We start from the raw sequence: 13,718 nt of genomic DNA on the forward strand, positions 1-13,718 counted from the left end.
AATAGATAGCAATACGATGAGTCGCTTCGTCATCACAAAATTGCATGGGAAAAGCTTTTACAGCTGGACGAGGTATTCGTTCGTTTACTTTGAAGTCTTTTAGCCGTTTCACTCTATTATTCCCTATATATGAAGCATTCAGCATAGGACAGAATTTTCAATTTCAAAGTGGATTGGTAAGCAAATAAGCAAAACAATTCAACTAACAAGCACACATCTGCTTAGCTGCTAATAATTTAGTTTTCCTGCTGCAAGTAACTTTCATATGCATATCTCTCAAAACCGACAAAACTGACATTTTTTGTCACTTAATTACATAAATTTACTTATGTATACACTTAGATTTTTAATCTATTAAACAATGTATTGATTTAACAACAAATAATTGAGTAATATAATTTGGCACACTTTGTGCTAACAATAAATTAGCTTACAACGCTTATAAATAAATTAACAAAACATTTGTGGAGAATGTTATGAACGCTCAAAAAGGCTTTACCTTGATCGAACTGATGATTGTTGTCGCTATTATCGGTATTTTAGCTGCAATTGCGATTCCTCAATATCAAAATTATGTAACTCGTTCTAAATGGACTGAAAATAATACTGTTATTGCTCCTTTAAAACTTGCTATTGGCGAATGTTTACAAGCCAACCAAGGTGTTAAAACAGCATGTGATACACTTGGTGAACTTACCGCTCAAACAGGTTATGCGACTTTACCAACTCCTAAATATGGTGCTGCAAGTAATCCTGTTACTGTTACAGAAACTACTGCTGCTATCGTTGTTACTGGTGCAAATACTGTAGGTTCATGTATTGTTACTTGGACTCCTACAGTAGATGCTAACTCTGTACAATGGGCAGGTGTTACTTCAGGTAATGGCTGTTCAAAAGCTCAAACAGGTATCTAATTTTTAGAACTAGCAGAATGATTAGAACGCATCTTTAGAGATGCGTTTTTTGTTTTAGCTCAAAATTTTCTGACAACAGCGAGTTACACTTTTCCAGCAGTTTTTCATAATCTTCTTTCAGCTGCTCATAATCACTTTTCACCGCCTTGGTCTTAGTTTTCGCTTGCTCAATCCGTTGTGCAGGTGAAAGAACATTTTGCCCTGCTGCCTGTGCAGCTTGCTCAATTGCCTCAATTAATGCTGCATGACGGCTCTTCTTAATCGAGCCTCGTTTACGTCCTGCTTCCAGTGCTACAGTATCGTTATTAATCGCAGAACCTTTTGGCAGAATTATTGGCTTATTGGCCTTTAATCGTTCTAAAGCAGCATAATAGTCATTCGATGCACTCATATTTTACACCTCAATATTAATCATTTTAATTTTTTGAATCATTTTGTTTAAAGCTAAAATCTCACTGTCCATTTGCCCGTATAGCAGACTGTTCTGTACTTGCATATCTCGCTGCCGTTGTAGTCGCTGAACCGCTTTTTGCATTTGATCGGCACTTTCGGCATCAAAAATTGCATGAGCACAACTCAAACAACTGCTAATTGCAGTAAAAGAAATTTTTTCGCAAGAATCAGGATTAGTACAAGCACCAAACAGGCTAGTCTTGCAAGCAATTTCCCCTTTTTTCATGCGCTTAATCGCTTCATCACGGTTTGGAAATACTGTGAGTAATTGCTCGCGGTCTTTTTGTAGCTGCAAATAGGTTCCTGCCCCACCGAGTAAACGGCTAGCACTATTAATCACATCATCTTCAAATTGCGCATAAGAATGCACCAAACGCTGATATTCCAGCTCTTGAATAAACTCTTTTTGACTGTCACTCACTAAAATATTTGGTGCAAATACCGCATTATTACGGTAATACAACGTCATAGACTCTGTTAGATGCTTAAATTGGACTGACAAAGCGCCAAGTCCGATCATGCCTGAACGAGCGCCATAAACTGCAAGCGAACGTCTAAATTGATGGGTACAGATATTCCAGTACTCACCAACTTGGCAGTCTTTTTCTTCTCGCCAATTGCGGAAACCATCAAAAGCTTCAAGCTCGGCGATATCACTTTCTGTGATTTTCAACCCCTCTCCAAGCAATACAGAAATACGGCTTAAATACTGATTAAAATTAGACTGTGTTCGAGTCGGAGCACCCTCAAAATTAGAGATAAAATCCGTTTCATGCTCAATATTGCGGTTATTTTTATTTCGATGCTTTTGCGAGTATAGTGTTGGGAATAATGGGTATTCAGCAGAATTAGACATATCATAGTGAGGATTAAGTAAGGCGTAGACTTCACCAATACTTTGTGCTGCATGTACGCCTATTTGAATGTCTTCAAACGTGATCCAATACGTTGATTTATTTCCACCACCATGCAACTTGGAGGTATAACCCATAATGACATGCACAAGATGCTCATTTCTTTGAATAGTTTGATAGCAATCAGAAGACAGCTGATTCACTTCATTATCACGCATGCCTGTAAACAGATGAATCCAAAGTTTGGCGATTCCTTGTATCAACGTCATGTAGCGAGTCAAATTTGCATGTTTGCTAATCTGATGATTTTCAAACAGTGCCGTTAAACCAAATAAATCACGAGCATCGGCAAAACTCACTGCATTTTTATAATCTTTAAACTCGCGGGGCATACGCGCAAAAGACGGCTCTTGTTGAATGCGCTGAAACCACTGATGTAAAGCAGGCGCATACTGATTAAACTCATTGAGCTTCTCCGCTAACCCATTGATTAAATTTATATAAATACGTGAGGGGATCAACTTTGTTTGCGGACCTACTTTGCCTGACTGTAACCTCAGTTGAGCAGCCAACTTTGCTAAATGCTCAATCGGCTGATATATACTAAACGCAGGAATGAGCAATGGGTATTGCTGTTGTAAGGCAAAACAATCCGTTAAAAATGCTTTAATATGGATGGCTTTTTGATAGCTCACGTTCACATAAGCATCATTCACTTTTGACATATAAGCAACATCGCTAAACAATTGCTGCAATGTGCAGCCATTTTTATATGCAATTGCTGCAAACTGGCGCAAAACCGTATGCCGCTGTTCAATACTTTTAATGATCGACTTACCAGATTTTATATAAAGCAAAGCAAAACTGATTTTTTTCATTTCTGCCCGAATTTGACAGTAAAGAAAGTCATTTTCTCGGGCATTTTCAAGCCAACTATCAAAATTCAGGCGACAATCACACTTCGGTAAATATGGAGAAAGATCCCACACATTGTCTGAATAAACAGATAGTGTTTCACCGTTTTTTGTTCGTGATAATACAAAAGCATTTGGAACAGTCAACTGATTATTCTGTAGATTGTACTCATCAGGTAAGAACTGCTCAGCAATACCCAATGAATATAGATATGAATTAAATGAACTCATGATATCCACCCCAAATCAAGTAATAATTCAAAATGATTCAGCCAATACGCATGTAAATCGCCGCTTTCTACTTCTTCTTGAATCGAAAAAATACGATCACGTAAATTTTCATAAGTATCTGATAAATCATTGAGCACTTCGTCAATTCGGTGTAGTACAACCCCAAACTGCTGTTCCCACTTGATTAAGTCCGTGGCTTTTTGCTTAATGTAGCCGAGCAGACTTTTTAGTGATAAAAGCTTGCGTACATCTTCATCGTCAGCGTGGACTGCATAATGCTGGCAAAATAAACAGTGCTCAAATTGCTGACAGTTTGGAGTTGGAGCTTGTTTGGTAAAGCCTAAAGTTTTTTCAGGTTGTAGATTGGTAGTCGTACAAGCCCCGACAGGTAAGGTTTGAACATCAACAGTCTCATCTAGCGTTTGCACAGGAATACGCTCAACGGTTCGAGTTTGTGCTACCGCAACTTCTCTCAACTCATTAAAAAATTGTGAAATTTGCTGAGCTGCATCTTTGAATGAAGTACGTGCATAATTATTTCTTGCTGTATCAAGTGAGTGCCCCATCACTTCAGCTTCAAGCAATAAATCGCCATCGCTCAATTCAACATATTGACTGCTAACATGCTTGCGCCACTCTTGTGGGGTGATCCAGGCCATTTTTGGGAAAATGCGCTGTAAAAATTTTTTTATTAATTGTAATCTGCCGTTGCTTACAGGTCCCAATTGCTGAATTTCGTTACGCAATGGAAAGACAAAATCACATGCTTCATCTTGTACATACCATTCTCGAAGTTCCAGAATCTTCCTAAAAACTGGCTCAAATTTCACCCCAAATTCTGGTCGTACTATCTTGTCACCTGCACGGCTTTTTGTTCCTGAAAACCTGCGCCCTTGGGTACTTGGTAGGATTTCCATCGTATCAAGTTGTAACTGTTGAGCAGTGTCTAGATTTGCACCAGTTTGCGCAATAAATAACAGCATACCAATGGCAAGACCGTAGGAGGCAAGTCTTGTACGCTCTAAATGTCGCTTGTCTTTATTACGTTCTTCAAGTTTACGAATCGCTTGATTGCGATTTTCACGTACACGTTTTCGATACTCACTATCTTCTTCTAACTCAAAATCAGCCAGCATTTTGGAAAGGGCTGGAATAATTGGATATTTGGCTAAATAATTCTGCATATCAAACTGGATATGCTGTTTTTCAGTTTGATGATGAAAGCCCGAGTAAAAATAAAAATCTTCCTGATCCACGGACTGAAAATGTGCTGGAAAATCTGCGCCTTGCATCACAATACGATAAATTTCAAGAAAGACATTCAACAAAGTAGCATACGTCTTCTGATGATCTTCTTTAGCGATTGGAAAAACAGGAACATCGTAACGCTGAGACTGTACTTGCATCGCTTGACTAACAATATCAATTTCATGACAGTCAAATACATATGCGATCAACTTCGCCGCATTACGCTGATATTGCTTTGCTGTATGTGCAGCCAGGTTTTCTTCATCAGTATCTGCAAGCAAAGTGCGATCAACTAAATATTTGCTGTAACGACGATACGCATCTATCACACTGTCTTGACTTGATAAATCAAAATTTTTCTTTTGGCTATCCACCCAATCTAAAAAAAGTTTACTGGTGTAATAAAATAGTCCTTTTGACAAATCTGATCCGCTCATTTGCAACAAATAGTCCGTTAAACACTGCAAAAAATAACGTCTTTTTTCATCAAAAGATGCAGATAACTGTTGTTCTGACAACACTTCGCCAGATAATCTGTTACTGTAGAATAGAGTTCCTATGTCAAATGTCTTAAAAGCAAAAGAAGCTGTCTTATCTCTGCAGACAAGGACGAGTCGCTCATGCTCATTAATTTGTTTATTGATATCTGAAATATGCACAAAAAGTGGAGAGCGTCTAAAATTCATGACAATTCTCCCGCTAAATTGACAGAAGACATCACGTATTTCATTAAGCTTGATTCATACTCATGCTGAATTTTACTGCGCCATTGCAATCGTGATTTATAATTCAAATACTGTAAAGTCGTGCTGATGTTGCGATGTCCCATCCGAGCTTGCACATACTCAACAGCGGTCATAGCAGAATGCCCTTCAGGTAGATGCTGTAACTGACTTTCCAGCAAATTCATACCAAAACTGGCACGTAAGTCATGGAATTTGAAACTTTTAAATTGTGGATCAATCAAGCGAATTTCGGGTAATAGCACTACTTTTAAATAACTACGTACCGCTTCACCCTCATACAGTTTCAGCCTCGCCCCAAATGAGTCAGAGGCTTTAATCTGCTCAGTCAGTTCTTGCTGTTCGGCTTTGCTTGTATAAAATGGTGTGCCAAGCTTGGTGAGAAACACATAATTTTCATCCGAATCGCCATAATTGGACTTGTTTCTACGCTGGCGTGCTTGCTCACTATTGATATAGATTTTAAGATCTTGTGCTAACCAATTTGGAATTAACAATGTCATTGGCTTTTGAAATTTAGTGTCCACACCTGTACCCGCTCCAACGGGCAGACGAATAAAGCCATGACTATCAAGCTCACAACCAATTAAGTTTTTGATTCGTAAAGTACAAATCGTTTGTAAACGAGCACCTGTAAACAATGCAACATAAAACATCAACTGATATTCTCGGGATGATTTTTGCAATGCTTTTAATATGACAGTTTGCGATTCAACGCTGAGAGGGCTTAATTGACCATCATCCTCAATGGCTTCAGAATTCGGAGCCTTGGCTGGAACATGTATAGCAAGATCATGCGACTTAATTGCCATTTTTCGACGTGCGCCAAACTCATTATCCACGGCAATATATTTGTAGACATCTTTAAACGGTATGCCATAGCGCTGATGATCAACTAAGTCTTCTGTAACGAGAAATCGATAAAAATTCACTACCGCATTAATTCGATTACTCGCAGAGCGAGCTGAAATTAGACCTGCATTCGCTTGCTCAATAAGACGAGTGCGATATTTAAAAATCGCATTTGACTGTTTTAGTTTGTGGAATTTCAAACAGTCCAGTTGCTCATCTTCTAAAAAACGCTGAAAATCAACCAACTGATTGGCAATAGATGCAAATGTTTTAAAATCATACTGTATTGTTTGCTCAAGTTTTTTCAGCAAATACAGATTAAAAACGTCAGAAGGGCTACCATCTCCCTGAACAATTACAGGGAATTCAAGGTAAGCATCACCATGTTTTTCAAACGCTGCATCATTTAAACAACGGGTTGCATTAACCAACGTCAATAACTGAAATTTTTTGATGCTCACAACTTTGGCTTTCGATTGGTAGCGTGACTGACCATTTTTAAGTTTAGTGCTCATTTTGAGCCTCCTGTTTATTAAAAAACAGGCAAAAAGTGACCTTGGGATAGGATTGACAAAAATGCCCCTATCCATCAAAATCGACGTGTCTGGACGCCAATCAAGACATTCATAAAAGCTCATGTTCCCGCATGGGCTTTTATACTTTTTGCCAAAGATGAATTAATATTTCAAAAATTAATAAAATACATTTAGGTGTACATTTAATCTAAATTAATTGAGATCGTTGACCTTTCCTCAAATTTAAAAATAAATAATTAATTTAAGTCATTTCTATATTCCTTTTTAATGCGTTCAAGTTCAGTTAATACATAAGAATTCATCGACTGATGTCTTTTCTTAGCCATATTTTTTATCCAAAAAACTAATTCTTCAGGTAAGCGTAAATTCAGTTGTTTGGTTGCTTGCATAGAATCACCTCCTAATTTATTTATAGTATGAAAGACATACTACATATTCTATTTTCCATATAGTATGCTTTTCATACTATATGCGCAATACCATTTTTGCATCATAATCATACTATTTGAAAATTTTGTTATTTGTGAGCTTCATGAAAAAAAAAGAGATACAGTTCAATCTTCGTATTCCAGAAGATTTAAAAGCTAAAATTGATGAAGGGGCAAAGTTGAAACAGCGTTCCGTTCATGCCGAAATAATGTCTCGTTTATATGACTCTTTTGTCATGGATAACAATATTCATCTAGAAGCAGCTAAAGTTATTGAAAATTATCTGCAAGCTAGAACACCTACAGAACGAAAAAAAGTGGTAGCAGAACGTTTAAATTTTGTATTAAGTGAACTGAAAAAAATTGATCATTACAATGAATTTACAATTGCTGAATTAGCTTATGAGATAAATGAAGATACGGCTGATGAGGCTGAAGCATGGTTTAGAGCAGAATTAGAACCCACCTTCGGACAATTGGAAAAAATAGCGCAACATACTTCAGTGAATCCAAACTGGTTACTTTTTGGTAAGCAGACTCCCTATGATATTCAGCACATACGTTTAAATGAATATTTAGATCAAGATATAAAGCTGCTTTTAGGTTCAGACCCTAGTAATGAATATTTATCTGCATCAAAAGTGAAAGAAATAAAATTTATTCGCGAATTATCAGAAACAGGGCAGTTAATTATTCTTAAAATTTATGAAAATTACGCAGTTGAGACTTATTATCCCCCATATCATATCAGTGACGTAAATGGAGTTGGTGGATATAATTCATTGTTATATTTCTGTTTATTGACCAAAGTACTGTTGCGATATTATAAATCTAAGGTGAATGTATATAGTCATCTGCTTTCAGAAGAGCAGTTTAAACTTATTTTGACTGGAACAGTTCATCCCTTAACAATTGCAGAAAAATTACATCATATTCCTTGGGTTGATGATTTAGCGGATAAACTCCCAAATAAGAATTTAGATTATTGGGATGGTTTTGATACGTTAAGAGCAAGAATACTACGAGACTTTGCAGCGAAAGAATTCATTCAGGAAATTTGGAATGATCCTGAGTTGCATTTAAAGCATCCTATTGAGTTTTAAAAAAGGGATGACATTTTACTAAGCACCATCCCTTTTTCTAGGCTCATTGGTATATTCAAATAAATCTTGCATATTACAATTAAAATATTTACATAAGGTATCAGCGACTGAAAGTTCAATTCGTACTGCACGATCATAGTAAAGACTTGTGAGCGTATTACGATTAATACCAGTCGCTTGAGCTACCTCACTTAACTTTAAAATTTTTCGCTCACCCATCAAATTTGACAACCTACATCTAATCATAACAACCTTTAAATTAAAAAAATAACCTATAGCAGGTTAATTTAACTTGATAAACAACTTCTAACATGATAATTTAACCTACAGCAGGTTATATTGTTTTATTAAAAAACAACTTAGCCGTTCTAAATTTCATTATATAGTTTTTTAAGGAAGTTCAGCTATGAATAACTACTTTTCTCCAAAATTCTCTGTTTCAGAGGAAGTTCGTTCAACTGCTGTTGCACTAATCAAAGAGTTTAATATTGACCGTACATTTGATTTAGCTTTGTTTCTGAATGTTAATCCCAACTTAAATGACCAAGATGCGACTTTAGCCTGGGTGAATTATTTTGAAAAAAATCAACATGATCTCAGTGACTTCAATCATGTTAGACGCCACTTTATGAAAAATTTTCCTAAAATTATGTTTGCAAATTTCAGTGAATAAAATAATCAAAGGGAGATATCAAATATCTCCCTTAATTTTTATAGCAATGCTCTTATGGTAATCTCAACAAAAAGTGAAATTCAATTTAATTGGTTGTAAAAATATGGAATTATTTATAAAAGCAGGCCATATTGAGCCTTCAGTCATTATTTTTGACGTGTTTGGTACACTTGTAAAAATAGAGGAAAGACGTTCCCCATATAGAAAATTAATGAAATGGCTAAAAGAAAATGGGCGACAACCAAAACCTGATGATGCCAAATTTATTATGTCCTACAATTTGAATTTGGTAGAGCTTACAAAGCGATTAGCAGTAAATATTCCAGACCAATTTCTGCAAGAACTTAAGCATGATTTAGATGAAGAGTTACGCTCTATTAGACTGTATGAAGATACCTTATCAACTTTGGAAGAATTAAAAAAACTGGGATTCAGATTGGCAGTATGCTCAAATTTAGCGATGCCATATGGAAAAGTTGTTTCTTCATTTTTACCTTCTCTTGATGCTTATGCTTGGAGTTATGAGATTGGAGCAATTAAACCAGAGTCACAAATTTATCAATATTTAATTGATAAATTACAATGTCATGCCAAAGACATTTTGTTTATTGGAGATACTCTTTTAGCTGATTACAGTGGTCCAACTGAATTTGGTATGTCAGCACGTTTAATTGATCGTAAGAGTGGGCAAAAGCTGGCAGATGTTTTAAGCGACATACTTTAACAACTCGTGGACGCCACCTAATAATGAATACTCACAGCTCCTCATCTTTCAATTTTTTAAATTCTGCAATTCGTTCTTCAAGCTCCAGAACCCATGCTGGTTTTATATGTGGCACATTTAGGCGCTCAACACCTTGATGGTCAAAAAACTTATACACCTTTGCCGCCAACTTGATAAACGCCTGTTCAAACGTATTTGCCCAAACATCTAAACGATAATCATGATAATGCTCTTGGTATAATTTACCACCATCTTCTACTTTATTGAGATGTGAGCCAGTTTCTAAATAAATCACTAATTGCCCATTATCTTCATCATTATATGCACCGTGATAAACATTTTGGCAGTGCCCCCATGTATTCCAGTGCCATGATGGTACATCACCAATAACCGTCCAAAAAGCTGGGTGTGTATCAATAAAATGATAGGCTGTTAAAAAGTCTGTTGGATTTGCGAGATATGCTTGCTCATTTTCAAAGGCAGTCTGTAAAGCAGATTGTAAATGCTCAAATTTATTTTTATCGGTGTAGGAAAACAAACTACTAGAAAGATGCTCAGAGGTTTTAAAAAATAAACCACCACTCTCTTTATCTTTACCAAAATATTGATAGACCTCTGGTAGAATCTGTAAATCTGTAGGTTTGACATGATGGATCTGGTGTTGTACGTCTTTTAAGCTTTCGTGAATTGCTTCCATACGATCAGGGTAAGTGATGACAAGTTTCGTATCACGCAGTGATAAAATTGCTGGTTCAGTTATTTGGGGTAACTGTTCTAATAACCAGTCTGGTAATTGTTTTAATTCAGTCGGTTGCATTTTTAGTTATCCTTTTTTTAATAATTCCAACTTGTTACATGCGTTACACAACATAATTTGTGAAAGTTGATTGTAAGTTAGTCCATAGGAGTATATTGTCACTCAAGGGCTTCAACAAAATTAAGAACAGAAATCAAGCCACTCATCGTTTCTATTTGATGAATTGGGATACCGCTAGTGACTCTATTTTCGGACGTTAAAAAAATCTTCATCGCAGCCTGATCACCACCTGTCAAAGCATGTAAAGCCTGGTATAGACGAATCAGCAACAGTGCTAATTTCCCCTGTTTAGAATTTGGATCTAATTCAGGTTGGTTTTGCAATTGAGTGATTGCCTCAACATCCATATCTAGCACTATTGCGAGCTGAGACTGACTAAGGGAAAGCAGTTTAGCAGCCCTAAGTACTGACTTTCCCAATACAGCTGCTGGTACTACCTGCTGTTCCAATAACGTCATAGCATCACCTCAAGCTCTAATTTTACTGATCAAGCCTTAAATCTAACAATATCATACAAATTACTAGATAAAACGATCACCTATTCCTGTTCGTAGCATACCAGTTATTCTTACTTGTTAGACGACCAGAAATAGTCACATAAGCTAATTTTGCCGACACCTGATGATTCATACTTACACCACGCCCTACTGCTTCCAAGGCAAGTTTTTGATGAACAATGATGGAACACGAACAATAAATCGACCACTATATTAACCAAGGGGGCAGTTTTTAAATGCCGTTAGGGGGCATTTTTACACTGCCGCTAACACAGCTATCTTCCTAATTTTTTAAAATAGGTTTCACATTTTGAAGCGGGGCCAAAATTATATTTTAAAGCGGTATTGGCTCTAGCTGTTGCATATTCAATACCTTGAATTTCACGCTGCTGAGCAAAAACTTGAATCGCAGGATGTAACTGTTCTGAGCAACTGGCATCGTTGCTAAAGTATTTTAAAGTCTTGGTATTGGAAAAATATATTGCAGCAAACAATCGCCCATCTTTAAACACAATCGCGGATGAAGCATCTAAACTGCTTCCAGACCGACCTTCATAATACAGAGCCTCATCTGTTTTTAGTAAATAGGGCGCTGAGTAATTGTCGAAATTAGATTGAAATTTTAGATAATCATGCTTTAACAATGTTTGAAGTTCTGTTTGGATTTTTGGATTCAAAACAATTTGAGGAATTGATGAAATATCTGAATATTGAATGAAGTCTAGTTCTTGAGCATGAGTAAAAACGGAGATTGAAAAAAGTAGAAAAAGATAATAGTGATTCTTCATATCAAATTTATTATTTTTATGTCCATATTGACTTACTTATGGATTGTTCATTTTATATGGACACTTATGGAGTATCGATTAAGGTAAAACCTTTTTGTGTATTCATAACATTCTCCACCACATGTGTTTTTTATATAGCTGTACAGCTAATTTATATATAGCACTAACTGTGCCAAGGCATATTATAATTATTTTTTCTACAAGAACAGTCACTTATATAAATAAAATTTTTTACTTTAATCTATCTCTAATTTAATCGTCATAAATTGACAAAAATTGTCACTATCAGTCTAAAAATACGTCTTATTAATTTAATATAATAGGACGGTTTTCTATTTCATTATCATCATCAATGACCTGGTTTACATAAAAACTGTTTAAAATCTGGCCAATACTTAATACACCTTCTACCACTGCCTCACGGTACTGCTGCTGTTTTAAACCGGCAGTAATCTGCTGACAGATTTTATTCCAGATATGCTGCTCAGTAGCCTGTTTTATGCCACGATCGATTACGATCTCAACAGTACGTTCACACAGGTTCAGATATAAAAGAACCCCACTATTATATTCGGTATCCCAGACCCCTAACTCTGCAAAAAGCTGCCGGGCGCGCAAACAGGTATCTTGACTATAAGCCTGCTGACAGGGAATATGACCTTCAATCACTACCTGAATTTCACCGACATGTCCCTGTTCAGCTTGTTGTACTGCTTGGGCAATCGCATTCTGGTCTTCACGACTGAAATACCGCTTGCTGGCTGGCATATAAAAGAAGTGTTTAAACCAGCGTTTTAAACTATGAGAAGTTTTCTCTTCTAATTTTGGTTGCGTGACAATCTCTGTCGTATCTGTTTTAGTTACCATGAGCCTGATGCTCCTCCCCCGCCAAAGCCACCGCCTCCACCACTGAAACCACCGCCACCAAATCCGCCTCTGCCACCACCGCCTCCACCACGTGAAGCAATAAAAAGATGTAGTATGGTCTGGGCAATTGAAGTAATCAGTAAAAAGAAAATCCCAAAACCGAGTAATAAACTGGTAACTACACCTGCACCATTTACCAGACCTGCAGCCACTGCAGCTACACCAGCAGTGGAAGCACTTAAACGATTACCGACAATAAATGAGCCGAAAATACCGGCAATTAAAATAAACAGCCCCATATTAAAGGTGCGCTCTTTGGCTTGCTGCTCATGCAGTGCCTGTTCTTGTTGTAATTTCAGCTGCTCGGCCGCCCGCTGTGCAATTTCGGGATCAAGGTTTAAAATACGCTCAATCTCATTTAAACCGGCATTAATTCCCTGTACATACTGCCCCTGTTTAAAAAAGGGTGTAATCTGATTACGGATAATCCGACTCAGCACAATATCAGGTAATACGCCCTCAAGGCCATATCCTGAAAGAATTTGAATGCGATGGTCATTTACTGCGATAGCCATTAACAGTCCATTATCCTGTTCGGCTGAACCCAGTTTCCACTGGTTTGCGGCACGCATAGCAAAGTCAAAAATATTTTCTTGTCCTGTAGTAGGTACAATAATTATTCCAATCTGTGCCTTACCCTGCTGATAGAGATTTAAAATTTTCTGGTCAATTGCCTGCTTTTCAGCAGCAGTAAGAAGTCCCGCCTGATCTACTACTGGTTGATTTAAAGTCGGTAACCCACGAATAGACTCACCTTCCGCCATATCATTATTAACTTCAGGTGTTTTAGTTCGTACAGTCGTAGACACGGGGTCTGTCGCGGTATGGCTGGCCTGTTGCTGGTTTTGTAAAACCTTACCTAACACCACAGCTTCAGTTGTGTCATTTTCTACAGGTTCACTCCAAACTGCTTGACCGCCTAGCAGGACTATACTGAGCAAACACAGCCTTATAATACAAAAAGGGATGGTCGCTTGAGCTGCAAATTTATTCTGCATTATCATCCCCCCTTTTTT

General features: G+C 37.1%; 15 protein-coding genes and 1 pseudogene. 5 read left to right on the forward strand and 11 right to left on the reverse strand.

The genetic code is table 11. The features are described from left to right. Window positions 1-476: 476 nt before the first annotated feature. Both N518_RS17340 and N518_RS0100745 read left to right on the forward strand, forming a co-directional pair. Window positions 477-590, forward strand: a pseudogene (locus tag N518_RS17340) (prepilin-type N-terminal cleavage/methylation domain-containing protein); the annotation flags it as partial. A gap of 21 nt (window positions 591-611) precedes the next feature. Next, complete coding sequence (locus N518_RS0100745) at window positions 612-914, forward strand: hypothetical protein (protein WP_228133325.1); 303 nt, start codon at window positions 612-614, stop codon at window positions 912-914. Window positions 915-948: 34 nt separating this feature from the next. On the opposite strand, the gene N518_RS0100750 is transcribed toward N518_RS0100745, so the two are convergent. The 5 genes from N518_RS0100750 to N518_RS0100770 all read right to left on the reverse strand — a co-directional run bounded on the left by N518_RS0100750 (window position 949) and on the right by N518_RS0100770 (window position 7,134). Continuing rightward, the gene (locus N518_RS0100750; RefSeq protein ID WP_026443893.1) at window positions 949-1,305 is read right to left on the reverse strand and encodes a hypothetical protein; all 357 of its coding nucleotides are present in this window, start codon (window positions 1,303-1,305) and stop codon (window positions 949-951) included. Window positions 1,306-1,308: 3 nt separating this feature from the next. Beyond that, on the reverse strand, window positions 1,309-3,366 hold the full coding sequence (locus tag N518_RS0100755; protein ID WP_026443894.1) for a hypothetical protein: 2,058 nt from the start codon (window positions 3,364-3,366) through the stop codon (window positions 1,309-1,311). Next, complete coding sequence (locus N518_RS0100760) at window positions 3,363-5,300, reverse strand: hypothetical protein (protein ID WP_026443895.1); 1,938 nt, start codon at window positions 5,298-5,300, stop codon at window positions 3,363-3,365. The genes N518_RS0100755 and N518_RS0100760 overlap by 4 nt, the downstream gene beginning before the upstream one ends. Continuing rightward, on the reverse strand, window positions 5,297-6,724 hold the full coding sequence (locus tag N518_RS0100765) for a tyrosine-type recombinase/integrase (RefSeq protein WP_026443896.1): 1,428 nt from the start codon (window positions 6,722-6,724) through the stop codon (window positions 5,297-5,299). Before N518_RS0100765 ends, N518_RS0100760 begins: the two co-directional genes overlap by 4 nt. Before the next feature lie 257 nt (window positions 6,725-6,981). After that, a complete protein-coding gene (locus tag N518_RS0100770; protein ID WP_005018094.1) occupies window positions 6,982-7,134 on the reverse strand; it encodes an Arc family DNA-binding protein in 153 nt (50 codons plus the stop codon). Between the two features lie 143 nt (window positions 7,135-7,277). Between N518_RS0100770 and N518_RS0100775 the strand changes: the two genes are divergently transcribed. Beyond that, a complete protein-coding gene (locus tag N518_RS0100775; protein WP_026443897.1) occupies window positions 7,278-8,276 on the forward strand; it encodes an Arc family DNA-binding protein in 999 nt (332 codons plus the stop codon). 18 nt (window positions 8,277-8,294) lie between these two features. Here the strand turns inward: N518_RS0100775 and N518_RS0100780 are convergent, their stop codons facing one another. Further along, window positions 8,295-8,522 carry a helix-turn-helix domain-containing protein gene (locus N518_RS0100780; protein WP_026443898.1) on the reverse strand — a complete coding sequence of 76 codons (228 nt, stop codon included), beginning with the start codon at window positions 8,520-8,522 and terminating at the stop codon, window positions 8,295-8,297. A 160-nt stretch (window positions 8,523-8,682) separates the two neighbouring features. Here N518_RS0100780 and N518_RS0100785 point away from each other — a divergent pair, with 160 nt between their 5' ends. Together N518_RS0100785 and N518_RS0100790 are read left to right on the forward strand one after the other, a co-directional pair. Next, window positions 8,683-8,949: a hypothetical protein gene (locus N518_RS0100785; protein ID WP_004281168.1), complete on the forward strand. Its 267-nt coding sequence runs from the start codon at window positions 8,683-8,685 to the stop codon at window positions 8,947-8,949. Between the two features lie 103 nt (window positions 8,950-9,052). Next, window positions 9,053-9,673, forward strand: a complete 621-nt coding sequence (locus tag N518_RS0100790; protein ID WP_026443899.1) for an HAD family hydrolase — start codon at window positions 9,053-9,055, stop codon at window positions 9,671-9,673. A 31-nt stretch (window positions 9,674-9,704) separates the two neighbouring features. On the opposite strand, the gene N518_RS0100795 is transcribed toward N518_RS0100790, so the two are convergent. From N518_RS0100795 to N518_RS0100815, 5 genes are all read right to left on the reverse strand, one after another. Continuing rightward, entirely contained in the window at window positions 9,705-10,490 is a 786-nt protein-coding gene (locus tag N518_RS0100795) for a hypothetical protein (protein ID WP_026443900.1), read from the reverse strand. A gap of 98 nt (window positions 10,491-10,588) precedes the next feature. Continuing rightward, window positions 10,589-10,948, reverse strand: coding sequence for an antitoxin Xre/MbcA/ParS toxin-binding domain-containing protein (locus N518_RS0100800; RefSeq protein ID WP_005018086.1), 360 nt, complete (start codon window positions 10,946-10,948; stop codon window positions 10,589-10,591). Between the two features lie 314 nt (window positions 10,949-11,262). Beyond that, window positions 11,263-11,775: a hypothetical protein gene (locus N518_RS0100805; protein ID WP_026443901.1), complete on the reverse strand. Its 513-nt coding sequence runs from the start codon at window positions 11,773-11,775 to the stop codon at window positions 11,263-11,265. Window positions 11,776-12,081: 306 nt separating this feature from the next. Further along, entirely contained in the window at window positions 12,082-12,642 is a 561-nt protein-coding gene (locus tag N518_RS0100810; RefSeq protein ID WP_026443902.1) for a TPM domain-containing protein, read from the reverse strand. After that, the gene (locus N518_RS0100815) at window positions 12,636-13,700 is read right to left on the reverse strand and encodes a TPM domain-containing protein (protein ID WP_026443903.1); all 1,065 of its coding nucleotides are present in this window, start codon (window positions 13,698-13,700) and stop codon (window positions 12,636-12,638) included. The genes N518_RS0100810 and N518_RS0100815 overlap by 7 nt, the downstream gene beginning before the upstream one ends. Window positions 13,701-13,718: the final 18 nt, after the last annotated feature.

The organism is Acinetobacter sp. UNC436CL71CviS28 (assembly GCF_000620525.1).
GTDB lineage: Bacteria > Pseudomonadota > Gammaproteobacteria > Pseudomonadales > Moraxellaceae > Acinetobacter > Acinetobacter radioresistens.

What these genes read in the sequence shown, in the direction of transcription:
- N518_RS0100750 (WP_026443893.1), bottom strand. Translation starts at nt 1,305, where the DNA reads ATGAGTGCATCGAATGACTATTATGCTGCTTTAGAACGATTAAAGGCC.
- N518_RS0100755 (WP_026443894.1), bottom strand. Translation starts at nt 3,366, where the DNA reads ATGAGTTCATTTAATTCATATCTATATTCATTGGGTATTGCTGAGCAG.
- N518_RS0100760 (WP_026443895.1), bottom strand. Translation starts at nt 5,300, where the DNA reads ATGAATTTTAGACGCTCTCCACTTTTTGTGCATATTTCAGATATCAAT.
- N518_RS0100765 (WP_026443896.1), bottom strand. Translation starts at nt 6,724, where the DNA reads ATGAGCACTAAACTTAAAAATGGTCAGTCACGCTACCAATCGAAAGCC.
- N518_RS0100770 (WP_005018094.1), bottom strand. Translation starts at nt 7,134, where the DNA reads ATGCAAGCAACCAAACAACTGAATTTACGCTTACCTGAAGAATTAGTT.
- N518_RS0100775 (WP_026443897.1), top strand. Translation starts at nt 7,278, where the DNA reads ATGAAAAAAAAAGAGATACAGTTCAATCTTCGTATTCCAGAAGATTTA.
- N518_RS0100780 (WP_026443898.1), bottom strand. Translation starts at nt 8,522, where the DNA reads ATGATTAGATGTAGGTTGTCAAATTTGATGGGTGAGCGAAAAATTTTA.
- N518_RS0100785 (WP_004281168.1), top strand. Translation starts at nt 8,683, where the DNA reads ATGAATAACTACTTTTCTCCAAAATTCTCTGTTTCAGAGGAAGTTCGT.
- N518_RS0100790 (WP_026443899.1), top strand. Translation starts at nt 9,053, where the DNA reads ATGGAATTATTTATAAAAGCAGGCCATATTGAGCCTTCAGTCATTATT.
- N518_RS0100795 (WP_026443900.1), bottom strand. Translation starts at nt 10,490, where the DNA reads ATGCAACCGACTGAATTAAAACAATTACCAGACTGGTTATTAGAACAG.
- N518_RS0100800 (WP_005018086.1), bottom strand. Translation starts at nt 10,948, where the DNA reads ATGACGTTATTGGAACAGCAGGTAGTACCAGCAGCTGTATTGGGAAAG.
- N518_RS0100805 (WP_026443901.1), bottom strand. Translation starts at nt 11,775, where the DNA reads ATGAAGAATCACTATTATCTTTTTCTACTTTTTTCAATCTCCGTTTTT.
- N518_RS0100810 (WP_026443902.1), bottom strand. Translation starts at nt 12,642, where the DNA reads ATGGTAACTAAAACAGATACGACAGAGATTGTCACGCAACCAAAATTA.
- N518_RS0100815 (WP_026443903.1), bottom strand. Translation starts at nt 13,700, where the DNA reads ATGCAGAATAAATTTGCAGCTCAAGCGACCATCCCTTTTTGTATTATA.